The following is a 22,509-nucleotide window of genomic DNA, read 5'->3' on the forward strand; positions in this document are numbered from 1 at the left end:
CCGCTCCTGGAGTCCCGACGGGTGGAGAGGGCTGAGGGGGGCCGTCTGCCCCCCGCTGCTACGCAGCCCCCCCGAGGATATTTGGAGAAAAGCGAGACAGAGAAGGGGCGGGCCGGGTGCGTCATGGCGGCGGCGGGGTGATGCGGCCGCCGGTGAGGTGGAGGCGGCGGGACATGGCGGAGGCGACGCGGGGAGAGTGGGTGACGGTGAGGAGGGCGGCGCCGCTCTCCGCCGCGAGCTCCAGGAGGAGGGCGAGGACCTCGCCGGCGCTGGCCTCGTCGAGGTTGCCCGTCGGCTCGTCGGCGAGGATCAGCGCCGGGCGGGCGGCGAGGGTGCGGGCGATGGCGACGCGCTGCTGCTGGCCGCCGGAGAGCTCCTCGGGGTATTTCGAGAGATGCGGGGTGAGGCCGAGGCGCTCCGCCAGGCGGGCGGCGAAGTCGGGATCGGGCCGGCCGACGAGGCGGGCGTGGAAGGCGATGTTGGCGCCGGCGTCGAGCGAGGGGATCAGGTTGAACTGCTGGAAGACCAGCCCGACCGTGCCGCGGCGGAGGGCGGCGCGGCCGGCCTCGCCGAGGGTGGCGGTGTTCTCGCCGGCGAGCGTGACGGTGCCGGCGTCCGGCACGTCGAGGCCGGCTGCGAGGTGCATGAGCGTGGACTTGCCGGAGCCGCTCTCTCCCGTGAGGGCGAGGCTCTCGCCGTCGGCCAGATCGAGGCTGACGCCGGCGAGGATCTCGGCGCCGCCGGGGTAGCTCTTGCGGACATCGCGCAGCTCAAGCACCGGCGGCTCGCGTCAGGCCCGCCGCGGCGATGAGGGCAAATAGCAGGATTGTCAGGACCAGGAGGCGCAGCTTCAGCCCGCGCTCCGCCGGGTCCCGCGCCCAGGCGGAGAGGGCGGGGCGGATGGCGGAGGGGCCGGGCCAGAGGTGGCGCGTCTGCGCGACCGCCCGGCTGCGGATGCGGAAGACGGCCTGGAACATCGTCGCCGCCCAGGCGAGGAAGGCGAGACCTTCGAGGATCATCAGGACAGTGTAGGCCGGGCTCATGGCCTATAGATCGGGTCGGGGGCGGCGAAAGGGAAGGGGCGACGTCGAGGTCGGGCGGCGAGGGGGCCGGCGAGCGGCGTGGCGTTACTCCGGCTCTTCCCAGAGATCGGTGGAGAGGTACTTCAGGCCGCTGTCGCAGATGACGATGCCGATGCGGCCGCCTTTTTCCGGCCCCTGCAGCAGCTTGAGGGCCGCCGCGAGGTTGGCGCCCGAGGAGTAGCCGCCGAAGATCCCCTCCTCCCGCGCGAGGGCCCGGGCTGCGGTGCGCGCCTCCTCCCCCGTCACGGAGATGTGGCCATCGACGGGGATGTCCTTGAGGAAGGCGAGATCGGCCATCGCGTAGCCGCCGCCCTGGATCGGGTGGTGGGGGTCGGTGACCTCCGCGCCCGAGAGCGCCTCGGCCCCCGCCGGCTCGACGAGGTAGCCGCGCACGCCGCCGAGGGCCTTCAGCGTGCGGATGCAGCCGGCATAGGTGCCGCCCGAGCCGGCGAAATCGGCGAAGGCGGTGAGGGAGCCGCCGGAGTTCTGCCACATCTCCGATCCCGTGCCGGCGGCATGGGCAGAGGGGTTGCCGGAGCGGTGGAACTGGTCGGCCCGGAAGGCGCCGCGCCGCTCGGTGATGCGCTGGGCCTCCGCCTCCACCAGCGCGAGGTCGGCGCCGGAGACCTGGCCGGGAATCCCGCCTTCCGCCTGCGGCACCAGCACCACCTCGGCGCCGAGGGCGCGCATCATCTTGGCCCGCTCGCGGCTGTTGCCGGCGCTCATGACGGCGATGAAGGGGTGGCCGCGCACGGCGCAGACGATGGCGAGGCCGGTGCCCATGTTGCCGGAGGTCAGCTCCACCACCGCCTGTCCGGGGACGAGATCGCCGCGGCCCTCCGCCTCCTCGATGATGCCGAGGGCGGCGCGGTCCTTCTTCGAGCCGCCGGGGTTGAGGTAGTCGAGCTTGGCCATGATGCGCCCCTCTAGCCCGCGGGCGCGGGTGAGACGGTCGAGCCAGACGGCGGGCGTGCGGCCGATGGTGCCGAGGATGGAGCGGTGGGCCTTCAGATCCATGGCCCCAGTCTGGTCAGGCAGGGGCGCGCTTGTCCAGCGTGGCGGCGGAGATCCGCGAGATGCGGCGCAGGCTCGCCAGCAGGGCGAGGCCGGCGACGAGGCCGACGGCGGCGAGCACGGGGAAGAGCAGCGGCCCGCCCCAGGCGCCGAGGATCGGCGCCAGCGCGAAGGGGCCGAGCGTGCTGCCGGCGAGGCCGCCGATCAGGGGCGCGCTGCTCAGCCGCTCGTCGGGGCCGAGGACGGAGGTGGCCCAGACGTAGAAGGCGGGGAACTGGATGCCGACGGCGGCGCCGGCGGCGATGAAGCCGGGGGCGGTGAGCCCGGCGCTGGCGAGGCCGAGCGCGGCGGCGGTGCCGAAGAGGCCGGCGGCCAGCACCAGCTCCGGCCGGGTTCGCTGGGCGACCCAGTAGAGCGCGAGGCGCCCGGCGAGGAAGGCGGCGAAGAAGCCGGAGGTGGCGAGGGCGACGGAGGACGCCTCCATCCCGAGGGAGAGGAGGGCGGTCGGCCCGTAGCCGGCCAGCCCGCTTTCCAGCACCGCGGAGGCGAAGATGAAGCAGAGGACGGAGAGCCGGCCTGCGTGGAGGGGCGGCACGCCGGTGGGAGCGTTCGGGCGGCGGAGCGCCGGGCGCACCAGCGGCAGGGTGACGAGGGCGATGGCGGCGAGGCCGAGGTAGACCGGCCCGGGCCGGCCGCCGGCGAGCAGGAGCGCCGCCGGGGCGGCGATGGCGCCGAGGCCGAAGACGGCGTTGACGAGGCCCACCATGCCGGGTCCCCGCGGGCCGAACTCCGTCAGGAAGCGCCGGTTGACGACGACGGAGAGCCCGCCGAAACCGATCCCGGCGACGAGCGCGCCGCAGAGGATGCCCCACCAGCCGGGCGAGAGGGCGAGGCCGAGCGTGCCGGCGAGGAGGGCGACGAAGGAGAGCCGCAGCGTCAGCCGCAGGAGGCCGAAGAGCCCCGCGAGCACGGCGAGCGTGCAGCCGAGCCCGTGCACGCCGATCACGAGGCCGGCGCCCCAGGGGCCGTGCTGCTCGCTCCAGACGGGCAGGGCGAGGCCGTAGAGCGCCGGCAGCGCGCCGATCAGCGTGAAGCCGATCCCGCCGGTGACGAGGAGGCGCGCAGGCGTGGAATCGTGGCTGGTCATGGCGGTGGCCTGCTGGGGGTCTCGGCTGGGGTGTCGCGCGCAGCGATGGCGGGCGGCGGGGGGAATGTCAAAGGGCTGAGGCGGGGAGGCGGTTTCGTGCGTGCGGGCGGCGGGGTGACGGTTGAGCTGTGCCCCACGCGCGGAATCAAGCCGCAGGCGCCGCGCGAGCGCCGGCCCGTCACCGCGGGCTGGCGCTCTGGCTGGGCTTGGTGCTCAGCGGCGGGCGGGGAGGGGCGTGGAGGGCATAAAGCGCACCGCGTTGCCGTTGTAGCGCCACCCCACGGGCCGGCGTGTGAGGGCAGCGCATTAGGCGGGCCGGGGATGGTGGGTTGGAAACCCACCCTACGGGATCGCTCGGAACGAGGGCTCCGGAGACCCCGCCGCCGCTCTTCCCCCGCGCAGAATCAAGCCGCAGGCGCCGCGCGAGAGCCGGCCCGTCCCGGCGGGCTGGCGCTCTGGTTGGGCTGGGTGCTCATCGGAGGGCGCAGAAGGGCTTGGCGGGGATAAAGCGCTCAGCGGTGGCGTCGGGGCGCCACCCCACGGGCCGGCGTGAGAGCTGGGCGCTTGTGGAGGCGGGGCCTTGTTTCAGGGGGAGCGATCCGCGGCCAGGCGTTTCGCGGGAAGGCGGACGGGCGGTGGGTTGGAAACCCACCCTACGGGAGGCGCCGGACGGGTGGGGGACATCCGCCCGACAAGCCAGCGGCCGCACCTACCTCCAGTCCAGCACCACCTTGCCGGAGGCGCCGCCGCGCATTTCGGCGAAGCCGGCCTCGAAGTCGGCGGCGTTGAACCGGTGGGTGATGACGCGGCGCACGTCGAGGCCGTTCTCCAGCATCGCCAGCATCTTGTACCAGGTCTCGAAGATCTCGCGGCCGTAGACGCCCTTGATCGTGATCGCCTTGAAGACGATGCGGCTCCAGTCCACCGGGCTCTTGCCCGGCGGGATGCCCAGCAGAGCGATGCGGCCGCCCATCACGAGGCTCTCCACCATCTGGTCGAGCGCGCGCTGGTTGCCGGACATCTCGAGCCCCACGTCGAAGCCCTGCTTCATCTTCAGGCGGGCCACCACGTCGCCCAGATCCTCCTCGGCGACGTTCACCGGCACCACGTCGGCCACCTGCTCCGCCAGCGCCAGCCGCGCCGGGTTCACGTCGGTGATCACCACGTGGCGGGCGCCGACATGGCGGGCGACGGCGGCGGCCATGATGCCGATGGGGCCGGCGCCGGTGACCAGCACGTCCTCGCCGACGAGGTCGAAGCTGAGCGCCGTGTGCACGGCGTTGCCGAGCGGGTCGAGGATGGCGCCGATCTCGTCATCCACCGCATCGGGCAGGGGGACGACGTTGAAGGCGGGCAGGCGCAGGTATTCGGCGAAGGCACCCTGCTCGTTCACGCCGATGCCGCGCGTCGCCGGGTCGAGGTGGAACTTGCCGGCGCGGGACTGGCGGGAGGTCTTGCCGATCAGGTGCCCCTCGCCGGAGACGCGCTGCCCCAGCTCCAGCCCCTCGACATCGCGGCCCATCTCCACGATCTCGCCGGCGAATTCGTGGCCGGTGACCAGCGGGACCGGCACGGTCTTCGCCGCCCATTCGTCCCAGTTCCAGATATGCACGTCTGTGCCGCAGATGCCGGTCTTGTTGACGCGGATCAGCACGTCGTCCGGGCCGATCTCGGGGACGGGGCGCGTCTCCATCCACAGGCCCTCCTCGGGCCGGGCCTTCACGAGGGCGCGCATTTCATTGGTGCTCATTGCAGGGCTCCGGTGGCGCGGCCGGCCTCTTCGAAGGCGGCGAGCGCAGTGTCGAGGTCGGCGCGGGTGAGGGCGGCGTTCATCTGGGTGCGGATGCGGGCGCGGCCCTTGGGCACAACGGGGTAGAAGAAGCCCGAGACATAGACGCCGAGCTCGCCGAGCTTGGCCGCCATGGCCTGCGCCTTCGGCGCCTCGTGCAGCATGACGGGCACGATCGGGTGCTCGCCGGGCAGAAGCTCGAAGCCGAGATCCGTCAGCCCCGCGCGCCAATAGGCGGTGTTCTCGGTGAGCTGCGCGCGCAGGTCGTCGCCCTTCTCGGCCATGTCGATGGCGACGAGCGACGCGGCGCAGATCGCCGGGGGCAGGGCGTTGGAGAAGAGATAGGGCCGGGCGCGCTGGCGCAGCAGGTCGATCACCGGCTGGGGCCCGGCGATATAGCCGCCGATGGCGCCGCCGAGCGCCTTGCCGAGCGTGCCGGTGATGACATCCACCTTCACGCCCGCCCGCTCCGGCGTGCCGGCCCCGGTGGCGCCGACGAAGCCGGTGGCGTGGCAATCGTCGACCATGACGAGGGCGTCGTACTCGTCGGCGAGACGGCGGATCTCGGGCAGATTGGCGAAATAGCCATCCATCGAGAAGACGCCGTCGGTGGCGATCATGATGTTGCGGGCGCCCTTCTCGCGCGCCTCCTTCAGCTTGGCCTCCAGATCGGCCATGTCGGAGTTGGCGAAGCGGTAGCGCTGCGCCTTGCACAGGCGAATGCCGTCGATGATCGAGGCGTGGTTGAGGCTGTCGGAGATCACCGCGTCCTGTGGGCCGAGGAGCGGCTCGAAGAGGGCGCCGTTGGCATCGAAGCAGGCGGCGAAGAGGATGGCATCGTCATGGCCGAGCCAGCGGGCCAGCCGCTGCTCCAGCTGGCGGTGAATCTCCGCCGTGCCGCAGATGAAGCGGACGGAGGCCATGCCGTAGCCCATCTCGCCCAGCGCCTCCTGCGAGGCACGGATGAGATCGGGGTGGTCGGCGAGGCCGAGGTAGTTGTTGGCGCACAGGTTGATGACCTCGCGCCCCGCCACCTGCACCCGGCCGCCCTGCGGGGACGAGAGCGGGCGCTCTTCCTTCCACAGCCCCTCGTCGCGGATCTCTTGCAGCTGGGCTTGGATGTCATCGAGGAAGGGCATGGGGCAGGCTCATCTGTTGGGCGGGGTGCACGGGGCGAGGTGTAGCGCGTCATATAGGGGCGGAACAGCGGCAGGGCAGGGGCGCCGGGGCGTCGCGGGGCGGCTTTTGTTTCCGATCGGGGTCGTTCGGGCGCCGGGATGGACGGGCGCCCCGCGAAGTGGCAGCGTCGACAGGCACACGGGAGCCCGCCGATGATCCAAGCCTCCTGCCTCTGCGGCGCTGTCCGCTACGAGATGGACCGGCCCGCCGGCGCCATCACCGCCTGCCATTGCAGCCAGTGCCGCAAGCTCTCCGGCCACTTTGCGGCCAGCTTCGACGCGGCGCCGGGGGACGTCCGCTGGCTGTCGCAGGAGAGCCTGCGCGTCCACGAGCTGCCCTCGGGCGCCAGCCGCGGCTTTTGCAGGGCCTGCGGGTCCAAGGTCTGGTTCCGCGCGGCGGACGGGGCGTGGAGCTTCGAGGCGGGGCTGATCGACGGCGCCTCGGGCGGGGCGCTGGAGGAGCAGATCTTCCTTCAGGACAAGGGCGATTATTACGAGGTGACGGGATGACGGGCGGCTGTCTCTGCGGCGAGATCACCTTCGAGGTGACGGAGGAGGCGAGCCCCGTCTGGGCCTGCCATTGCGGCCAGTGCCGCAAGCAATCGGGCCATTACTGGGCCTCGTCGACCGTGCCCCTCTCCGGCATCACCATCCATGGCGAGCCGAGCTGGTACCAGGCGAGCGAGAATGTGCGCCGGGGCTTCTGCGGCGGCTGCGGGAGCTTCCTGTTCTGGCAGGTCATCGGGAGCGACGAGATCAGCTTCGCCGCCGGCGCGGTGGAGAGCCCGACGGGGCTGAAGCTGGAGCGGCACATCTTCACCGCCGACAAGGGCGATTACTACGCCATCGAGGACGGGTTGCCTCAGGAGTGAGCGAAGGTCGCAGCGAGGATCGCCGTCAGCGCCTCGGCATCGGCGGCGTCGAAGGCGGCGGGCTGGTCGCTGTCGATATCGAGCACGGCGATGAGGGCGCCCGTGGCGTCCCAGACCGGCAGCACGATCTCCGACCGGGTGGAGCTGGCGCAGGCGATGTGGCCGGGGAAGGCATCGACGTCATCGACGATCTGCACCTCGCCGGTGCGGGCGGCGGCGCCGCAGACGCCGCGCTCGAAGGGGATGACGAGGCAGCCGTGCCCGCCCTGGTAGGGGCCGATCTTCAGAAGTCCCGGGGCGACGACGCGGTAGAACCCCGTCCAGTCGAAGCGCGAATCGGCATGGTGCAGCTCGCAGGCGAGGGTGGCCATGAGCGCGACGATGTCGTCCTCCCCCTCCGTCAGGGCGGCGACACTCTTGGTGAGGGCGGCGTAATCCGCCCTGCCCGGCGATGTTTCCGTCATCGTTTCCGTCATCGAGACGATCCCTTCCAGCGGCGGCACTTTATCGCGGCGGCCCACGCCGCGACATGAACATGCCTTGCTTGTTCCATGACGGTGCCCGCCGCAAGGGCGAGGCTCGCGGATGTAGCTGCATGGCTTCACCCGGCGCCTTGCGCGAAGAGCCCCCACCCATCGCGGGGCGCCGGGTCTTCCCTCCCGCGCGCGTTTGGCCGATGGTCCGGCGTCCGAAGGAGGCCCCCATGCGCGATTTCCACCTGCCCGGCCGTTCGCCCGTCTATGCCGAGAACGGCATCGTCGCCACCTCGCACCCGCTCGCCGCCAAGGTCGGCGTGCAGATGCTCGAGGCCGGCGGCAACGCGGTGGATGCCGCCCTCGCCACCGCCGCCATGCTCGGCCTCTGCGAGCCGCAAATGTGCGGGCTCGGCGGCGACATGTTCGCTTTGGTCTCCCGCCCGGGGGAGGAGGTGGTGGCCCTCAACGGCTCCGGCCGCGCGCCGGCCGGCCTCTCGGCGGAGGAGATGCGGGGGCGCGGGCTGAAAGCGGTGCCGGAGAGCGGCGTGGAGGCGGTGACGGTGCCGGGCGCCGTCGATGCCTTCTGCCGCCTGTCGGAGCGCTACGGGCGCCTCGGCCTGGCGGAGGTCTTCGCGCCCGCCATCCGCTACGCCGAGGCCGGCGTGCCGATGGCGCCGCGCGTCGCCTTCGACCTCGCCACCAGCACCGCGGTGCTGCAGGGCCGGGCGCGGGAGCTCTACTCGGACGGCGGCGCCCCCCTGCGCGAGCGGGCGCTCTTCCGCGCCCCGCTGCAGGCGGAGCTGCTGCGCCGCATCGCCGCCGAGGGGCGGGCCGGCTTCTACGAGGGCGAGGTGGCGGAGGACATGGTCTCCTCCCTGCGGGCACTCGGCGGCACCCATACGGAGGAGGACGTCGCCACCACCGAGGCGACATGGGGCGCCCCCGTCGGCGGCACCTACAAGGGCGTGGAGTTGCTGGAGCATCCGCCGAACGGGCAGGGCGCGACGGCGATCCTCATGGCGAACATCCTCGCCCATTTTGACCTGCCCGCGCTCGCCCCCTTCGGCGCCGCCCGTGCCCATCTGGAGGCGGAGGCGACCAAGCTCGCCTACGACACCCGCAACCGCGTGATCGCCGACCCGGACCATACGGCCCGCCTTGCCCACATGCTGGCGCCGGAGACGGCGGCGCGCCTTGCTGCCCTCATCCGCCCCGATGCCGTCCTGCCGCCGGCCCTGCCGGGCGCCGAGGCGGTGCACCGCGAGACAGTCTACCTGACGGTGGTGGACAGGGAGCGGATGGCCGTCTCCTTCATCTACTCGATCTACCACGGCTTCGGCTCCGGCCTCGCCTCGGATCGCTTCGGCATGCTCTTCCAGAACCGCGGCGCCGGCTTCACGCTGGAGGCGGGCCATCCCAACGAGGCGGGCGGCGGCAAGCGGCCGATGCACACGATCATCCCGGCGATGCTCCGGCAGGAGGGGCGGGTGACGGCCGCCTTCGGCGTCATGGGCGGCGCCTACCAGCCGGCTGGCCATGCGCGGGTGCTGAGCAACATGGTGGATTACGGGATGGACCCTCAGTCGGCCCTCGACGCGCCGCGCAGCTTCGCCGCGGGCGGCAGGCTGAAGGTCGAGCGTGGCTACTCCGAGAACGTCCGCGCCGAGCTCTCCGCCCTCGGCCACGATGTCACCGTCCCCGACGAGCCCCTCGGCGGCGCCCAGATGATCACCATCGGCGCGGACGGCGTTCTGGAAGGCGCCTCCGACCCCCGCAAGGACGGCATCGCCCTCGGCTACTGAAGGCCGCGCCCCCTCGCTTTTCTCAAAATATTCCTCGGGGGGGCTGCCGCAGGCAGCGGGGGGCAGACAGCCCCCCTCCCACGCCGGCCTTCAATTCAGCTGCACCTGCAACGGGTAGGCGCCGTCCTCGAGCGGGCCGAAGAGGTCCGGCAGGTCGGGGTGATCCACCGGCTCGCCGGAGTAATCCGCGATCAGGTTCTGCTCGCTGACATAGGCGACGTAGTAGCTCTGCTCGTTCTCGGCGAGGAGGTGGTAGAAGGGCTGGTCTCGCGCCGGGCGGGCCTCTTCGGGGATCGCCTCGTACCATTCCTCGGTGTTGGCGAACTCCGGGTCGACGTCGAAGATCACGCCGCGGAAGGGGTGCTTCCGGTGGCGGACGATCTGCCCGAGGTGATATTTGGCACGCGTTGTCTGCATATGATCAGCCACGTCCACGCATAGGACGCATGGACGCATAGGTCCATGGGGAGCCGGCCCCGTGCGCCGGAAACAGTGTGTGACGGCGCATCCGACAGTCCGGACACACCGCTTCGGGAACGATAGGGGCGGAGAGGTGCATTCCCTCGCGCGCCATGATGCGCTATCGTGCTTGAAAAAACACCATTCGCCGAAAAGAGCGAGAGGCAGATGAGCAGACTTTTACGCACCCTGGTGCTGCTGGTGCTGGTGTCGGCATGCGGCAGCCGGAACTACGAAGCGCCACGGGAACTGGACGATGCCTGCGCGATCGTCGCGCAGCATCCCGCATATCTCCGCGCCTTCCGCGCCACCCAGCGGGAGTGGGGCGTCCCCGTGCCCGTGCAGATGGCCGTGCTCTATCAGGAGAGCAAGTTCATCGGGAACGCGCGCACCCCGCACCAGTTCGCGCTGGGCGTCATCCCCATCGGGCGGCAGAGTTCCGCCTACGGATACGCGCAGGCGCTGGATGGCACGTGGGAGGAATATCAGCGGCTGGAGGGCGGCTTCCGCGCCCGGCGCGACGATATCGGCGACGCCACGCATTTCATGGGCTGGTACATGAACCAGACGCTGCGCGAGCTCGGCATCCCCCTCAACGACACGCGCAACCAGTACCTCGCCTACCACGAGGGCCGCAGCGGCTACGCGCGCGGCACCTACCGGTCGAAATCCTGGCTGGTGCGCGTGGCGGGGGAGCTGGAGGCGCGGGCGCTGATGTACAACGCCCAGCTGATCGCCTGCCGGAAGATCTGATGGCACGCGCGGGCGGTCTCTTGCGAGGCCGCCCGGCAGGGCGGATGAGCGCCTAGTTCCAGTTCGCCGTTTCGCGGCGGATGTTGAACAGGACGTCTCCCACCGAGGTGCCGCTCTGCAGGTTGTTGAGGATCACCGTCGTCTGCGCGCCGGCATTGTCGGTGATGATCCACTGGCGCAGCTCGGCCGGGTTCGACGAGAACACCATCTGGATCGAGCCGTAATCGGGATGCTCGGGGTCCTGCGCGGTGACGGTCGTCGTCGTGCCGTCGCTGGTATGGCCGGTCACCATGTTGGCCCGTGTGAAGTCGACGTTGTCGTCCAGGATGATCGACAGCGGCGTCTGGTTGAGCGGATAGCGCTCGGGGTTCACGTTCGACCGGCCGTCGAAGACGGCGACGGCGCCGCCACCGGCCACGACGAGGCTCTGCTCCGGCGGATCGTACTCGAAGCGCACACGGCCCGGGCGCTTGATGTAGATCGTCCCGGTGGAGATGGTGCCATCGTCGTTGATCTGCGTGAAGCCGCCGGTCGCCGTTTGCAGGCGGTTGAGATAGTTGGAGATCTCGCCGAGCGAGAGCTGCTGGGCGAAGGCTGCCCCGGGCAGGAGCGCCAGGGCCAGCGGGGCGGCGAGTAGGGTGCGGCGGGTCTTGTCCATAAGGTCCTCTTGGCTGTCTGCCAATTCAGCGGCAGGCGGGTTGCCTCCGATATGGTCCCGACCCTCGGCGAAAGCAAAAGGATAGCCAATAACAGCTCCGTGGTATCCACTGGCCCCGTGAGAGGGCAGGGAGGAGTCTCGCGATGACGGTCAGCTACACGGCCAGCTGCGCCTGCGGCACGGTGCGGATCGAGGCGCGGGGCAAGCCCATCGTCACCGCCGCCTGCGGCTGCGACGATTGCCAGGCCGCCGCCGGGGCGCTGGAGGCAAGGCCCGGCGCCCCGCCATGGAGGGATGCCGACGGCACGACGCCCTTCGCGCTCTTTCACGCCAAGAAGATGCACGTCACCCATGGCGGCGACCGGCTGGAGTTCTTCCGCCTGAAGCCCGGCTCACGCACCCACCGCGCCGTCGCCACCTGCTGCCAGAGCTACCTCTATGCCGGTTTTGATTCGGGGCCCTTCTGGGTCTCCCTCATCCGCGCGCGGATGGAGCCGGCGCCGCCGCTGGACATGCGCCTGCAGACGCGGTTCCTCCCCGGCCCGGCGATGGAAGACGTGCCGGCCCACAAGTCCCTCCCGCCGAGCCTCGTCGGCCGCCTCTCATGGGCGGCGCTGGCTGGCCGCTTCGGCTGAGATGCGCGCCCGCGCCCTCCTCCCCGCCCTGCTCGCGGCGCTGGCCCTCGCCGGCCCCGCGCGGGCGCAGGAGGGCAGCTGGGTGCCCGGCCCGCCGCTGCCGGAGGCGCGGCAGGAGATCTACGCCGAGGTCTTCGAGGGGCGGATCGTCACCGCCGGCGGCTTCGGGATGCTGGGCGTGCCCGCCGCCAGCGCCTGGGCGCTGGACCCGGAGGCGGGGCAGTGGGAGAGCCTGCCGCCACTGCCGACGCCCCGCCACCATGTCGCCCTCGCCGCGGCGGGCGGGCGGCTCTACGCCATCGGCGGCTTCACCGGCCTGCTGCCGACCTGGGCGGCGACGGACGAGGTGCTCGTTCTCGGCCCGGAGGGATGGGAGCCCGCGGCCCCCCTGCCGGAGCCGCGGGGCGAGGCGGTGACGGCGGTGGTGGACGGGCGCATCCACGTGATCGGCGGGCGCGTGCCGTCCCGCCCCGGCGCCGACCGCTTCGACCAGCACGAGGACAGCGCCGGCCATGTCATCTTCGACCCCGCCACCGGCGCGTGGAGCCGGGGGCCGGAGGCGCCCACGGCCCGCAACAGCGCGGCGGGGGCGGTGATCGACGGGAAGATCTACATCGCCGGGGGGCGGCAATCCGGTCCGGCCGGCATGGAGAACATCGCGGCGCTGGAGGTCTACGACCCGGAGGCGGAGCGATGGCAGAGCCGCGCGCCGATGCCGCAGGCGCAGGGCGGCCTCGCGGCGGCGGCGCTGGGCGGGCGGCTGCATGTCTTCGGGGGCGAACACTTCCTCCCCCGCTCCGGCGTCTTCGCGGAGGCCTGGTCCTATGACCCGGCGGTGAATGCATGGGAGGCGCTGCCGCCCATGCCCGTGCCGCGCCACGGGCTTGCCGCCGCCGCCCTTGGCGGGCGCATCTGGCTGATCGGCGGCGCCACGCGGCCGAGCTTCGGCGCGGTGCGTGACGTCTCCGCCTTCACCCCTCCGCCTTGAGGCCCAGCACCTCGCGGAGGGACGCCTCGATCTCGCCGCCGCAATAGCCCTGCCCGTCCCGCGCCCGCTGCGCGGTGAGGAAGGCCTCCAGCCCCGGACGCTGCGCCAGCCGGCCGAGGAGGGCGGAGACCTGCGGAGCATGGCGCTTCAGATCCTCCTCCAGCGGCGGCAGGGCGTGGATCATGGGGGCCCAGAGGCCGAGGGCGGCGATGTCGGCGAGAGTGATCTCCTCGCCCAGCATGAAGGGGCCGCCGTGGTGCTGGTACGTCTCCTCGAAGATGCGCATCCATGTGGCGAGGCGCTCGGCGCGGAATTCGCCCCAGCTCTCCTCCTCCCACATCTGCACGCCGCCGTTCTGGCTGATCTCCTCCAGCACGTCGTTGGCATCGAGGATGGCCTTGGTGGCGGCGGCGCGCGCCTCCGCCCCGGATGGCATCAGCCCGTGCCGCTCCGCCAGGTGAGTCGCGATGGCCGGCATCTGGGCGATCTGCAGCCCGCCCTTCTCGACGAGGTAGGGCGGCGCCATGCCGGGCAGGGGCCGGTCAAAGCGGTGATCGGGGTAGATGGACGAGGGGGATTTCTTCTCGAAGGGCTGGCCCGCCTCGGCGAGGAGCAGTTCGATGAAGATGCCGCGAAAGGGCAGCGGCCAGTAATAGAGCGTGTAGGCCAAGAGGGGTCTCCCTTGCTGTGCCGGGGAGAAGCGCGGGGCGGCGGCGGAGGGTTCCCGGCCCAGGTCACCGGCCAAGTCACCGGCCAAGTCACCGGCCACCTCCCCGGAAGGTTGCGCGCGCCCCGGGCCGGCCGCATCATGGGGCGGTGACCTCGCTGCCCCTCTTCCTCCTCGGCCTCGCCCTCCTGCTTTACGCCGCCGTCGATTTCGGCGCGACGACGCTGGCGGCGATCTCGGGGCCCAAGGCCTCCGGCGTCGTGGCGCGGGGGGTGTTCAACCTGCTCAAGCGGCTCGCCCGGGTGCTGCCGCGAGCGCCCCTGTCCCGCGGGGCCGGGCCGCTGGTGCTGCTCGCCGCGGCAATCACGTGGATCCTCGGCTTCAGCTTCGGCTGGGCCTTCCTCTACCACGGGGCCGGCGGCGCGCTGGCGCTCACCTCCGGCCCGGATGCGCCGCGCTTCTGGGATGTCTGGGCGCATGTGGGGCACATGCTCTCCACCCTCGGCGGCGCCAACACGAAGCCGAGCAGCACGTTCTGGTCGGTGCTGGACGTGCTGGTGGCGATCAACGGCATGGGCCTGCTGACGCTGACGATGACCTTCCTCTACTCCATCACCCAGACGGTGAACGGCGGCCGGGCCCTCGCCCGGCGCATCCATCTGGATGCGGAGAGCCTCGACCCGCGGACGATGGAGGCGGACATCGCGCAGCTTGTCTCGCAGATCCACTTCGCGCCCTTCGCGCTCTACTTCTCCCACCCCGATCCGGCGAGCCGCTTCCCCAACGCGGTGGAGCTGCTGGTGCGCCGGGCCGAGGCGGTGGGCGGCGACGCGCCGGAGCGGCTCGCCTTCCTGCTGCGGGGGATGCCGGGGCTGAACCCGGCCTCGGCGGAGGAGATGGCGGCGAATATCGGCGCGTGGCGCGAGCGGTTCAGCCTCACCTGAGGGGAGCGCGGGGCGGCGGGCCGGGTGTCGGCCCGCCGCCCCTCGTCTCGATCAGGCCAGCTCGGCGAGGGCGGCGGGGCTGAACTGGCTCAGCTCGTCGGCATGGCCGCCCTTGATCTTGGTGACCCAGTGGGGATCGGCGAGGAGCGCCCGGCCGACGGCGATGAGGTCGAACTCGTTGCGATCCATCCGGGTGAGAAGCTTGTCCAGCTCCGCCGCCTCGGTGCTCTGCCCGCCGAAGGAGCCGAGGAAGTCGGCCCCCTTCAGGCCCACGGAGCCGACGGAGATCGTCGCGGCGCCTGTCAGCTTCTTCGCCCATCCGGCGAAGTTCAGCCCGTCCTCGCCGTCGATCTCGGGGAACTCGGGCTCCCAGAAGCGGCGCTGCGAGCAATGGAGGAGGTCGACGCCGGCGTCGACGAGGGGCAGCAGCCACTCCGTCATCGCCTCGGGCGTGGTGGCGAGGCGCTGGGTGTAATCCTGCTGCTTCCACTGGCTGACGCGCAGGCTGAGGGGCAGGTCGGGGCCGATCGCCTCCCGCACCGCGGCGACCACCTCGGCCGCGAAGCGGGAGCGCTCGCGGATGGTGGCGCCGCCCCAGCGGTCGTCCCGCAGGTTGGTGCCGGGCCAGAAGAACTCGTCGATCAGGTAGCCATGGGCGCCGTGCAGCTCCACGAGGTCGAAGCCCAGCCGCGCCGCGGCGCCGGAGGCCTTGGCGAAGGCGGCGATGGTGTCGGCGATGTCCTCTTCTGTCATCGCCTTGCCTCGCGGCGTGTCGGGGGCGAGGAGGCCGGAGGGGCTTTCCACCGGGCTCTCCGGCTCCCACTCGCCGCCACGGGTCGAGCCGGTGTGCCAGATCTGCGGGCCCATGCGCCCGCCGGCGGCGTGCACCTCGTCGATGACCTTTTTCCAGCCGGCCAGCGCCGCGTCGCCATGGAAGAAGGGGATGCCCGGCAGGTTGCGCGAGGCGGGGCGGTCGATGACCGTGCCCTCCGAGAGGATGAGCCCGACCTGCCCCTCGGCGCGCCGGCGGTAATAGGCGGCGTTCGCCTCGCCGGGGATGCCTTCGGGCGCCATGCCGCGGGTCATGGGGGCCATGACGATGCGGTTGGGCATCTTGAGGGATTTCAGCTCGAAGGGCCGGAAGAGCGGCTCGGTGCTCGGCATGGGAGGGTCTCCTGTCTGCGGGTGTCGCGCAGAGGTAGGGACGGCAAACCGGTCTGAAAAGAGACTGGTTTTGGTTCCCTTGCGGAAGGCCCTCGCGGGGTGACGTGAGGGGCGCGCGGGCGGGAAGCCCGGGCGCGCCCTGTGACTTCAATCACTTGGAGGGGAGAGCGGGCGACGAGGGTCGCAGATCCGCCTCTGCCGGAGCGTTCACGTCGAAGGTCAATCGCCGCCCGGTCAGGAGCTGCGCGGCCGCCTCGGGGCCGACCTTCGAACCACCCTCGTTCCCGAAGGTGCGGCGCATGTGCCGGAAGAGCGTCGCCTCGATGTCTCGCACCTCCGGAGCGTCCCCGTGCGCCCAGAAACGCGAGCGAACGAGGGCCCCGCCGGGGTGCTCGCCCCAGAGCTGGAGAACGACCGCCGCAGGCAGCTCGGTGGGGCGGAGCGCGTAGCGCCGCCCGGTGACATGCTCATAGGACGCGGCCTGAACCTGCGTGCCGGGCGGCACCAGAAACAGGCTGTGCTCGAAATGGCCCGGATACATGCGCAGGACGTCGGAAATGTCCCGCGCCCTCTCGTGGACGCGGATCTCCGGGGAATGGATATCCGGGTGAACGAGGTAGACGAAGGTCTCGTCCGCCTCCACCAGATCCATCAGCGCGTGGAAATCGGCGGGGGTGGCGTAGAAATACGTGCACTTGCGCATGTCACTCCGCCGTCAGGCCGGCGAGGAACGCTTCGAAGCTGGGCGCGATGACGTGCAGGCCGACGTCGAAGGGCACTTCGTGGTCGCTGAAAAACACCTTCCCGTGGTTCGGGCCTTTCAGCGCCAGAACGATCGGGTTGCCGAAGGGATCTCCGCCGATGCTCAGATACCAGGGGCGCAGGTGTTCCCCGTATCTCGAGTTGTAGAGCCAGAGGTCGTCGTAATCGTGCTCGGAATTGACGGCATAGAGGTAATGCAATCTCGTGTCTGTCTCTTGCCCGTTTTCCACGAAGGTGATGACGCGATGTTCGGGCATCTGCCCGTTCCGCGCGGCAAGTCAGTCGCGGTAGGCCGGGGGCAGGCGCGCGCCCAGCACGCGCTCCAGCAGATCGAGCGTATCGGGGGCGAGGGTGGAGGGCGTGGGTTTGCGAGCTTTGCTCATGACTGCGCGCTCCGCCTGTAGGCGTTGTAGAGGTCATGCAGCATCTCGCCCTGATCGGGATTGATCTGCGTCTGCTCTCCGGACGGGGAGGTGTGGGTCAGGGTGAAGGTGCCCTTGTCCTCGCCATCCTCGAGGAACCTGACGTGGTCGAGCACACAGAGGACGCCGAAGACACCGGCATGCACGCCCTCGTCCACCAGCTGATGGATCCATTGGCGGCTGCCCTCATCCAGCCCGGCGAGCCAGCTGGCCCGCGCCTTGCGCTCGGCAGAGACGCCGCGGCCGACGGGGCGCTCCGCGAGCCCGAGAATGCTGTCCGGCGTCCTTGCCATCGAAAGGGCGAGCTGCCTGGCAAACGTTTCCTTGTCCATCGTCCTGACGTCACCATGTGAACCAACAATACGGCTGACATGGCGCGAGCTTTTCGAACGCGTCAAGATACTGAATCGCGGGGACTCTCGCGTGGTGATGGAGGGTATTGCGCGCGCGCCTGTTCCGGACCGCGCGTGCGTCCGGCGGCGCGCAAATCCATGCGCGCCGCCAGCGAATCCCTGCGGGCCGCGATCAGAAGTCGAGATGCTCCACGCTCAGGGCGTTCTGCTGGATGAACTCGCGCCGCGGCTCCACCACGTCGCCCATCAGCTTGGTGAAGAGATCGTCCGCCTCGGTGGCGTCGTCGACGCGCACCTGAAGGAGCGTCCGCGCGCCGGGGTCGAGCGTCGTCTCCCACAGCTGGTTGGGGTTCATCTCGCCGAGACCCTTGTAGCGCTGGAGCGTCAGGCCGCGCTGGCCCTCCTCCAGGATCGCCGCGAGCAGGTCGAGCGGGCCGTAGATGAGCTGGTTGCGGTCCTTGCGGACGAGCGTCGCCGGCTTCTCGTAGACCTCGCGCAGGCTGTCGGTGAGGGAGCCGGTGCGCCGCGCCTCGCCGGAGCGGAGCATCGGGCCGTCGAGGGTGCGCAGCTCTTCCACGCCGCGCAGGATGCGGCTGAGGCGGATGCCCCTGTCCTGCGTGATGCGGCCCTGCCAGCCCTTCTCGTATTCCAGCGCGATCAGGTCGAGCCGGGCGGCGACCTTGTCGGCCACGCCCTGCAGGTCGGCATCCACGGCGCCGGGCACGAAGGCGCCGGCGATGGCGGCCTGCTCGAGGATGTGGCGCGGGTAATGCGTCGGGAAGGCATCGAGCACGCGGCGGAGCTGGCGGGCCTCGTCCACCACGCGGGCGAGGTCCTGCCCGGCGATCTCCGACCCGTCGGAGAGGCGGAGGACGGCGCCCTCGACGCCCTGCTGGATGAGGTAGTCATCCAGCGCCGGCTGGTCCTTGAGGTAGACCTCCGACTTGCCGCGCGCCACTTTGTAGAGCGGCGGCTGCGCGATGTAGAGGTAGCCCCCCTCGATCAGCTCGGGCATCTGGCGGAAGAAGAACGTCAGCAACAGCGTGCGGATGTGGGCGCCGTCGACGTCAGCGTCCGTCATGATGACGATCTTGTGGTAGCGCAGCTTGTCGATGTTGAACTCGTCGCGCCCGATGCCGGTGCCGAGCGCCATCACGAGGTTGCCGATCTCCTGGGAGGAGAGCATCCGGTCGAAGCGCGCCCGCTCGACGTTGAGGATCTTGCCCCGCAGCGGCAGCACGGCCTGCGTGCGCCGGTCGCGCCCGGTCTGGGCCGAGCCGCCGGCGCTGTCGCCCTCGACGATGAAGACCTCGGTCTTGCTCGGGTCCTTCTCCGAGCAATCCTTGAGCTTGGAGGCGTTGTAGTTGACGTCCATCGCCGACTTGCGGCGGATCTCGCGGGCCTTGCGGGCGGCCTCGCGGGCGGCGGCAGCCTCGACGATCTTGGTGATGATCGTCTTCGCCTCGGCCGGGTTCTCCTCGAACCACTCGCCGAGCTTCTCGTAGACGAGGCTCTCGACCGCGGGGCGCACCTCGGAGGAGACGAGCTTGTCCTTGGTCTGGCTGGAGAATTTCGGATCGGGCACCTTGACCGACAGCACGCAGGTCAGCCCCTCGCGGGCGTCGTCGCCGCTGATGGTGACCTTCTCGCGCTTGGCCATGCCGCTTTCGGAGACGTACTTGGTGATCGCCCGCGTCAGCGCGCCGCGGAAGCCGGCCATGTGCGTGCCGCCGTCGCGCTGGGGGATGTTGTTGGTGAAGGGCAGCACCGTCTCGTGGTAGCTGTCGTTCCACCACATCGCGACCTCGACGGTGATGCCGTTGTTCTCCCCCTCCACGTGGATGGGGTCGGGCATCAGCGGGGTCTTCGACCGGTCGAGGTATCGCACGAACTCGCGCACGCCGCCCTCGTAGTTGAACTCGGTGCGCAGCGGCACGGCGGGGCGCTCGTCCTCGACGATGATCTGCACGCCGGAGTTGAGGAAGGCCAGCTCGCGCAGCCGCTTCTCCAGCGTCTCGAAGGAGTAATCGAGGTTGGAGAAGGTGCTGGTGGAGGCGAGGAAACGGATCTCGGAGCCGGTCTCGCCGTCGCTGTCGCCGATGACGCGCAGCGGCTCGGCGGTGAAGCCGCCCTCGAACCGGGCGAAGTGGATCTTGCCGGCGCGCCAGATCGTCAGCTCCAGCCAGTCGGAGAGGGCGTTGACGACGGAGACGCCGACGCCGTGCAGGCCGCCCGAGACCTTGTAGGAATTCTGGTCGAACTTCCCGCCCGCGTGGAGCTGGGTCATGATGACCTCGGCGGCGGAGACGCCTTCCTCGTGGTGGATGTCGGTGGGGATGCCGCGGCCGTTGTCACGCACCGAGACCGAATTGTCGGGGTGGATCTTGACCGTCACGTAGGTCGCGTGGCCGGCGAGCGCCTCGTCGATGCCGTTGTCGACCACCTCGTAGACCATGTGGTGCAGGCCCGAGCCGTCGTCCGTGTCGCCGATATACATGCCGGGGCGCTTGCGGACAGCATCCAAGCCCCTGAGAACTTTAATGGAATCGGCGCCGTACTCCGGCAAGTTTTCTGCGGGGTCTGCCATGTAATCCGTCCTGTCTGCCCAAGCGCAAAATATAGTCATTTTACGGGGCCTTGTCACGCCTCCGGCCCCATATTTCGTGGGGCGGGGCGCAATCAGATGAAGGGCAGAATGAGCCCCACGAGGATGAGCAATCCGCCGGCCACGTAGTTGGTGCGCTGAAGGGCCCGCGGAGAGGTCAGCAGGCGGCGAGCGCGGTCGATGAAGAGGGCGAGGCAGAGGTTGCCGATGAAGGGAATGGCGAAGCTGACGGTGCAGATCGCCACCACGTCGGGCCAGCGGAGCGCGGCGACGTCGAAGAAGCCGGGCAGGATGCCCATGTAGAAGAGGATGGCCTTGGGGTTGCCGATGATGACGGCGACGCCGGCGGCGAAGCCCGCCCAGCGTCCCGGCCGGGTGAGGCGCGAGTTGGCCCCGAGCGGCTGCCCGGCGTGGCGGATGATGAGCACGCCCATGATCAGGAAGATCAGCGAGGCGAGAAGCCGCAGCGCGTGCAGGAAGTCCCCCCAGACGGAGAGCACCCAGGAGACGCCGAGGATCGCCAGCAGCGGCCAGAGGATATCCCCCAGCGTCACGCCCACCGCGAGCGGCCAGGCGGCGGCAAAGCCGCCGGAGAGGGCGCGGGCCAGCAGCGCCACCCAGACGGGCCCCGGTGTCAGGAACAGCAGCAGGATGGCGAAGGCGTAAAGGCCGAGCTCCGCGGCGCCGATGGTCATGTCCCGCTCCCCTTGAGGCGGCTCCCTGCTAGAGCGCCGCCTCCCCCTTGTCGATGCCCGCCGCCCTCGCGGCGCTTCGGACTCGTCCGCCGCGTCCTGCGTCCCTCAATCACTGTGCGCCACAATGGATCGGAGCGGGCCTTCACCACCCGCCCCCCTGTTTTTGGTCCAAGAATCTCGGGGGTCGCCATTGGCGCGCCATTGGTCCGAGAGACGATGGCGACGGGCTGGCCCCGGTCCCGCATTCTCAACTCTCCCGCCGCCTCACCGAAGCGCCCAACTCAGAAGCTCCCGCCCATCAGGTCCAGCGGCTTGTCCTCGTCCCAGGCCTCACCCCTCAGCTCCAGCACCATCAGGTCATCCGCCCGGCTGTGGACCATCCGCAGCGAGCGGGCGCCGTCCATGCCGAGGAGGCGCAGGTTCTGGGTGATGGGGCGGAAGCCGGCGGCGGGGTAGAGTTTGGCGACGCCGAAGAGCAGGAAGAAGCGGGCCGGCGAGGCCTTCGCCTCGGCGATGGCCTCCTGCAGGAGGGCCGAGGCGATTCCGCGCCCGCGCGCCTCGGGGTGGGTGCAGACCTCGCCGAGGGTGGCGATGTCCACGAGGTCGTCGCCGAGCCGCACGGCACGCAGGCCGAGGGCCATGTGGCCGAGGAGGCGGCCCTCCTCGCGGGCCAGCAGGCGCAGGTGGTGGCGCTGCTTGTAGAAGCTGCGGCCCTCGTAATCGTCCCATGCGGTGGCGATGAGGGCGGCGATCTCCGCCTCCAGCGGGGCAGCGAGGCGCATCTCCTCGACGCGCTCAATGGCGATGGGCATGGCTTTCGCCCTCCTCTTCCGTGATCTGAAGTCGCAGGGCGCGCTCGCCCAGTTCGTCGAACAGCTCCGGCCCCGTGCCCGTCAGGAAGGCCTGCGCGCCGAGGGCGTGGATCTCGTCGTAGAGCGCCGCGCGGCGGGCGGCGTCGAGATGCGCCGCGACCTCGTCGAGGAGGAGGAGCGGTGCGGGGCCGTCCGCCGCCAGCGCCCGGGCATTGGCGAGGATCAGCGAGATCAGCAGCGCCTTCTGCTCGCCGGTGGAGCAGTCGGCGGCGGGCATCGCCTTCTCCGCCCAGATGGCGGCGAGGTCGGCGCGGTGGGGGCCGTCGAGCGTGCGCCCGGCCGCCATGTCGCGGCGCCGCCCCTCGGCGAAGAGCCGGCGCAGCCCCTCGTCGGACCCTTGCGGCCCCGCCTCGGGGTGGATGAGGGAGAGCGTCGCGGCCGGGAAGGCCGTCTCGGCGGCGTTCTGAGCCGCCATCAGCGCAGAGATGGTGCGCGCTCGCCCGGCCTGGATGCGGGCGCCGGCGGCGGCCATCTGCCCCTCCAGCGCCTCGTACCAATGGGCGTCGCGCACCATGTCCTTCAGGAGGCGGTTTCGCTCACGCATGGCCTTGTCATAGGCCAGCGTCGCCTCGGCATGGGCCGGCTCGAAGCTCATCGCGGCCCGGTCGAGGAAGCGGCGGCGCCCCTCGGCGCCCTCGATGAAGAGCCTGTCCATCGAGGGGACGAGCCAGAGCATCCGCAGCTCGCTGGCCAGCGCCACCTGCGGCGCCGCCTTGCCGCCGATGCGCACGGCGCGGGAGGCCCCGGGCTCGGCGGAGGTCTCCAGCTCCTGCCCGCTGTCGAGCTCCGCCGCGATCTTCCAGCCGAGCGCCTCGGGGCGGCGCGCGAACTCCTCGGCCGAGCCACGGCGCAGGCCCCGGCCGGGGGAGAGCAGCGAGATCGCCTCGATCAGGTTGGTCTTGCCCGCGCCGTTCGCCCCGTGGATCGCCACGATCCGCCCGTCGAACGGGAGCTGCGCCCGCCGCCAGGAGCGGAAGTGCGAGAGGGTGAGGGTGGAGAGGTGCGGCATCGGCGCGGACTATCGGGTGCGGCGGGCGAGGGGGCAAGGGTGCGGTGAGGGGAGCGTGTCTCGGGGGCCGGGGCGGGGGCCAGCCCCCGCACCCCCGAGGTATTTTTAGCCAGATGAAAAGGGGCGGGCCGGAGGGGGGCAGCCCCGTCGCCATTGGCGCTTG

The 22,509-nt window shown here is 70.9% G+C and carries 25 protein-coding genes; 7 read left to right on the forward strand and 18 right to left on the reverse strand.

Annotation, left to right across the window (positions count from 1 at the left end; all coding sequences use genetic code 11):
* Positions 1–121: 121 nt before the first annotated feature.
* The 6 genes from GY170_RS01040 to GY170_RS01065 form a co-directional block, all read right to left on the reverse strand.
* The gene (locus tag GY170_RS01040) at positions 122–778 is read right to left on the reverse strand and encodes an ABC transporter ATP-binding protein (RefSeq protein ID WP_235937768.1); all 657 of its coding nucleotides are present in this window, start codon (positions 776–778) and stop codon (positions 122–124) included.
* Entirely contained in the window at positions 771–1,043 is a 273-nt protein-coding gene (locus tag GY170_RS01045; protein WP_163889146.1) for a hypothetical protein, read from the reverse strand. Before GY170_RS01045 ends, GY170_RS01040 begins: the two co-directional genes overlap by 8 nt.
* Before the next feature lie 84 nt (positions 1,044–1,127).
* On the reverse strand, positions 1,128–2,099 hold the full coding sequence (locus GY170_RS01050) for a PLP-dependent cysteine synthase family protein (RefSeq protein ID WP_163889148.1): 972 nt from the start codon (positions 2,097–2,099) through the stop codon (positions 1,128–1,130).
* Between the two features lie 13 nt (positions 2,100–2,112).
* Positions 2,113–3,243 carry a hypothetical protein gene (locus GY170_RS01055; protein ID WP_163889150.1) on the reverse strand — a complete coding sequence of 377 codons (1,131 nt, stop codon included), beginning with the start codon at positions 3,241–3,243 and terminating at the stop codon, positions 2,113–2,115.
* A gap of 709 nt (positions 3,244–3,952) precedes the next feature.
* Positions 3,953–4,978 (reverse strand): L-threonine 3-dehydrogenase, encoded by a 1,026-nt coding sequence (tdh, locus tag GY170_RS01060; protein WP_163891066.1) that lies wholly within the window; start codon positions 4,976–4,978, stop codon positions 3,953–3,955.
* Positions 4,979–4,989: 11 nt separating this feature from the next.
* A complete protein-coding gene (locus GY170_RS01065; protein WP_163889152.1) occupies positions 4,990–6,171 on the reverse strand; it encodes a glycine C-acetyltransferase in 1,182 nt (393 codons plus the stop codon).
* A gap of 192 nt (positions 6,172–6,363) precedes the next feature.
* Between GY170_RS01065 and GY170_RS01070 the strand changes: the two genes are divergently transcribed.
* Positions 6,364–6,720 (forward strand): GFA family protein, encoded by a 357-nt coding sequence (locus GY170_RS01070; protein ID WP_163889154.1) that lies wholly within the window; start codon positions 6,364–6,366, stop codon positions 6,718–6,720.
* On the forward strand, positions 6,717–7,082 hold the full coding sequence (locus GY170_RS01075; RefSeq protein WP_163889156.1) for a GFA family protein: 366 nt from the start codon (positions 6,717–6,719) through the stop codon (positions 7,080–7,082). The genes GY170_RS01070 and GY170_RS01075 overlap by 4 nt, the downstream gene beginning before the upstream one ends.
* Here the strand turns inward: GY170_RS01075 and GY170_RS01080 are convergent.
* Positions 7,073–7,546 carry a GAF domain-containing protein gene (locus tag GY170_RS01080; RefSeq protein WP_163889158.1) on the reverse strand — a complete coding sequence of 158 codons (474 nt, stop codon included), beginning with the start codon at positions 7,544–7,546 and terminating at the stop codon, positions 7,073–7,075. The two genes, GY170_RS01075 and GY170_RS01080, sit on opposite strands and share 10 nt — an antisense overlap.
* 239 nt (positions 7,547–7,785) lie before the next feature.
* Between GY170_RS01080 and GY170_RS01085 the strand changes: the two genes are divergently transcribed.
* Complete coding sequence (locus tag GY170_RS01085; protein ID WP_163889160.1) at positions 7,786–9,360, forward strand: gamma-glutamyltransferase family protein; 1,575 nt, start codon at positions 7,786–7,788, stop codon at positions 9,358–9,360.
* 90 nt (positions 9,361–9,450) lie between these two features.
* Here the strand turns inward: GY170_RS01085 and hspQ are convergent, their stop codons facing one another.
* Positions 9,451–9,777, reverse strand: a complete 327-nt coding sequence (hspQ, locus tag GY170_RS01090) for a heat shock protein HspQ (RefSeq protein ID WP_163889162.1) — start codon at positions 9,775–9,777, stop codon at positions 9,451–9,453.
* A gap of 210 nt (positions 9,778–9,987) precedes the next feature.
* On the opposite strand from hspQ, the gene GY170_RS01095 reads away from it, so the two are divergent.
* On the forward strand, positions 9,988–10,572 hold the full coding sequence (locus GY170_RS01095; RefSeq protein WP_163889164.1) for a transglycosylase SLT domain-containing protein: 585 nt from the start codon (positions 9,988–9,990) through the stop codon (positions 10,570–10,572).
* A 52-nt stretch (positions 10,573–10,624) separates the two neighbouring features.
* On the opposite strand, the gene GY170_RS01100 is transcribed toward GY170_RS01095, so the two are convergent.
* On the reverse strand, positions 10,625–11,230 hold the full coding sequence (locus GY170_RS01100) for a LolA family protein (protein ID WP_163889166.1): 606 nt from the start codon (positions 11,228–11,230) through the stop codon (positions 10,625–10,627).
* Positions 11,231–11,373: 143 nt separating this feature from the next.
* On the opposite strand from GY170_RS01100, the gene GY170_RS01105 reads away from it, so the two are divergent.
* Positions 11,374–11,865: a GFA family protein gene (locus GY170_RS01105; protein ID WP_163889168.1), complete on the forward strand. Its 492-nt coding sequence runs from the start codon at positions 11,374–11,376 to the stop codon at positions 11,863–11,865.
* 1 nt (position 11,866) lies between these two features.
* Positions 11,867–12,853 (forward strand): Kelch repeat-containing protein, encoded by a 987-nt coding sequence (locus GY170_RS01110; RefSeq protein ID WP_163889170.1) that lies wholly within the window; start codon positions 11,867–11,869, stop codon positions 12,851–12,853.
* On the opposite strand, the gene gst is transcribed toward GY170_RS01110, so the two are convergent.
* Positions 12,837–13,523 carry a glutathione transferase, Atu5508 family gene (gene gst, locus GY170_RS01115; protein ID WP_163889172.1) on the reverse strand — a complete coding sequence of 229 codons (687 nt, stop codon included), beginning with the start codon at positions 13,521–13,523 and terminating at the stop codon, positions 12,837–12,839. The genes GY170_RS01110 and gst overlap by 17 nt on opposite strands.
* Positions 13,524–13,669: 146 nt before the next feature.
* On the opposite strand from gst, the gene GY170_RS01120 reads away from it, so the two are divergent.
* Complete coding sequence (locus GY170_RS01120) at positions 13,670–14,464, forward strand: hypothetical protein (protein ID WP_163889174.1); 795 nt, start codon at positions 13,670–13,672, stop codon at positions 14,462–14,464.
* Between the two features lie 51 nt (positions 14,465–14,515).
* Here GY170_RS01120 and GY170_RS01125 read toward each other — a convergent pair whose 3' ends face one another.
* The 8 genes from GY170_RS01125 to recF all read right to left on the reverse strand — a co-directional run bounded on the left by GY170_RS01125 (position 14,516) and on the right by recF (position 22,346).
* Positions 14,516–15,628, reverse strand: a complete 1,113-nt coding sequence (locus tag GY170_RS01125; protein ID WP_163889176.1) for an NADH:flavin oxidoreductase — start codon at positions 15,626–15,628, stop codon at positions 14,516–14,518.
* 151 nt (positions 15,629–15,779) lie between these two features.
* Complete coding sequence (locus tag GY170_RS01130) at positions 15,780–16,331, reverse strand: hypothetical protein (protein ID WP_163889178.1); 552 nt, start codon at positions 16,329–16,331, stop codon at positions 15,780–15,782.
* A gap of 1 nt (position 16,332) precedes the next feature.
* Complete coding sequence (locus GY170_RS01135) at positions 16,333–16,647, reverse strand: SMI1/KNR4 family protein (RefSeq protein ID WP_163889180.1); 315 nt, start codon at positions 16,645–16,647, stop codon at positions 16,333–16,335.
* 122 nt (positions 16,648–16,769) lie between these two features.
* Positions 16,770–17,105, reverse strand: coding sequence for a hypothetical protein (locus GY170_RS01140; RefSeq protein ID WP_167803280.1), 336 nt, complete (start codon positions 17,103–17,105; stop codon positions 16,770–16,772).
* A 232-nt stretch (positions 17,106–17,337) separates the two neighbouring features.
* Positions 17,338–19,752, reverse strand: coding sequence for a DNA topoisomerase (ATP-hydrolyzing) subunit B (gene gyrB / locus GY170_RS01145; RefSeq protein WP_163889184.1), 2,415 nt, complete (start codon positions 19,750–19,752; stop codon positions 17,338–17,340).
* 92 nt (positions 19,753–19,844) lie between these two features.
* The gene (locus GY170_RS01150; RefSeq protein WP_163889186.1) at positions 19,845–20,465 is read right to left on the reverse strand and encodes a LysE family translocator; all 621 of its coding nucleotides are present in this window, start codon (positions 20,463–20,465) and stop codon (positions 19,845–19,847) included.
* A gap of 281 nt (positions 20,466–20,746) precedes the next feature.
* Positions 20,747–21,277: a GNAT family N-acetyltransferase gene (locus GY170_RS01155; protein WP_163889188.1), complete on the reverse strand. Its 531-nt coding sequence runs from the start codon at positions 21,275–21,277 to the stop codon at positions 20,747–20,749.
* Positions 21,261–22,346, reverse strand: coding sequence for a DNA replication/repair protein RecF (gene recF, locus GY170_RS01160; RefSeq protein ID WP_163889190.1), 1,086 nt, complete (start codon positions 22,344–22,346; stop codon positions 21,261–21,263). The genes GY170_RS01155 and recF overlap by 17 nt, the downstream gene beginning before the upstream one ends.
* Between the last annotated feature and the right edge of the window lie 163 nt (positions 22,347–22,509).

Origin of the sequence: Pseudoroseicyclus tamaricis (assembly GCF_012070395.1) — a bacterium.
In the GTDB taxonomy this organism is placed as follows: Bacteria; Pseudomonadota; Alphaproteobacteria; order Rhodobacterales; family Rhodobacteraceae; genus Pseudoroseicyclus_A; species Pseudoroseicyclus_A tamaricis.

What these genes read in the sequence shown, in the direction of transcription:
- GY170_RS01045 (WP_163889146.1), bottom strand. Translation starts at nt 1,043, where the DNA reads ATGAGCCCGGCCTACACTGTCCTGATGATCCTCGAAGGTCTCGCCTTC.
- GY170_RS01050 (WP_163889148.1), bottom strand. Translation starts at nt 2,099, where the DNA reads ATGGATCTGAAGGCCCACCGCTCCATCCTCGGCACCATCGGCCGCACG.
- GY170_RS01055 (WP_163889150.1), bottom strand. Translation starts at nt 3,243, where the DNA reads ATGACCAGCCACGATTCCACGCCTGCGCGCCTCCTCGTCACCGGCGGG.
- tdh (WP_163891066.1), bottom strand. Translation starts at nt 4,978, where the DNA reads ATGCGCGCCCTCGTGAAGGCCCGGCCCGAGGAGGGCCTGTGGATGGAG.
- GY170_RS01065 (WP_163889152.1), bottom strand. Translation starts at nt 6,171, where the DNA reads ATGCCCTTCCTCGATGACATCCAAGCCCAGCTGCAAGAGATCCGCGAC.
- GY170_RS01070 (WP_163889154.1), top strand. Translation starts at nt 6,364, where the DNA reads ATGATCCAAGCCTCCTGCCTCTGCGGCGCTGTCCGCTACGAGATGGAC.
- GY170_RS01075 (WP_163889156.1), top strand. Translation starts at nt 6,717, where the DNA reads ATGACGGGCGGCTGTCTCTGCGGCGAGATCACCTTCGAGGTGACGGAG.
- GY170_RS01080 (WP_163889158.1), bottom strand. Translation starts at nt 7,546, where the DNA reads ATGACGGAAACATCGCCGGGCAGGGCGGATTACGCCGCCCTCACCAAG.
- GY170_RS01085 (WP_163889160.1), top strand. Translation starts at nt 7,786, where the DNA reads ATGCGCGATTTCCACCTGCCCGGCCGTTCGCCCGTCTATGCCGAGAAC.
- hspQ (WP_163889162.1), bottom strand. Translation starts at nt 9,777, where the DNA reads ATGCAGACAACGCGTGCCAAATATCACCTCGGGCAGATCGTCCGCCAC.
- GY170_RS01095 (WP_163889164.1), top strand. Translation starts at nt 9,988, where the DNA reads ATGAGCAGACTTTTACGCACCCTGGTGCTGCTGGTGCTGGTGTCGGCA.
- GY170_RS01100 (WP_163889166.1), bottom strand. Translation starts at nt 11,230, where the DNA reads ATGGACAAGACCCGCCGCACCCTACTCGCCGCCCCGCTGGCCCTGGCG.
- GY170_RS01105 (WP_163889168.1), top strand. Translation starts at nt 11,374, where the DNA reads ATGACGGTCAGCTACACGGCCAGCTGCGCCTGCGGCACGGTGCGGATC.
- GY170_RS01110 (WP_163889170.1), top strand. Translation starts at nt 11,867, where the DNA reads ATGCGCGCCCGCGCCCTCCTCCCCGCCCTGCTCGCGGCGCTGGCCCTC.
- GY170_RS01125 (WP_163889176.1), bottom strand. Translation starts at nt 15,628, where the DNA reads ATGCCGAGCACCGAGCCGCTCTTCCGGCCCTTCGAGCTGAAATCCCTC.
- GY170_RS01130 (WP_163889178.1), bottom strand. Translation starts at nt 16,331, where the DNA reads ATGCGCAAGTGCACGTATTTCTACGCCACCCCCGCCGATTTCCACGCG.
- GY170_RS01135 (WP_163889180.1), bottom strand. Translation starts at nt 16,647, where the DNA reads ATGCCCGAACATCGCGTCATCACCTTCGTGGAAAACGGGCAAGAGACA.
- GY170_RS01140 (WP_167803280.1), bottom strand. Translation starts at nt 17,105, where the DNA reads ATGGCAAGGACGCCGGACAGCATTCTCGGGCTCGCGGAGCGCCCCGTC.
- gyrB (WP_163889184.1), bottom strand. Translation starts at nt 19,752, where the DNA reads ATGGCAGACCCCGCAGAAAACTTGCCGGAGTACGGCGCCGATTCCATT.
- GY170_RS01150 (WP_163889186.1), bottom strand. Translation starts at nt 20,465, where the DNA reads ATGACCATCGGCGCCGCGGAGCTCGGCCTTTACGCCTTCGCCATCCTG.
- GY170_RS01155 (WP_163889188.1), bottom strand. Translation starts at nt 21,277, where the DNA reads ATGCCCATCGCCATTGAGCGCGTCGAGGAGATGCGCCTCGCTGCCCCG.
- recF (WP_163889190.1), bottom strand. Translation starts at nt 22,346, where the DNA reads ATGCCGCACCTCTCCACCCTCACCCTCTCGCACTTCCGCTCCTGGCGG.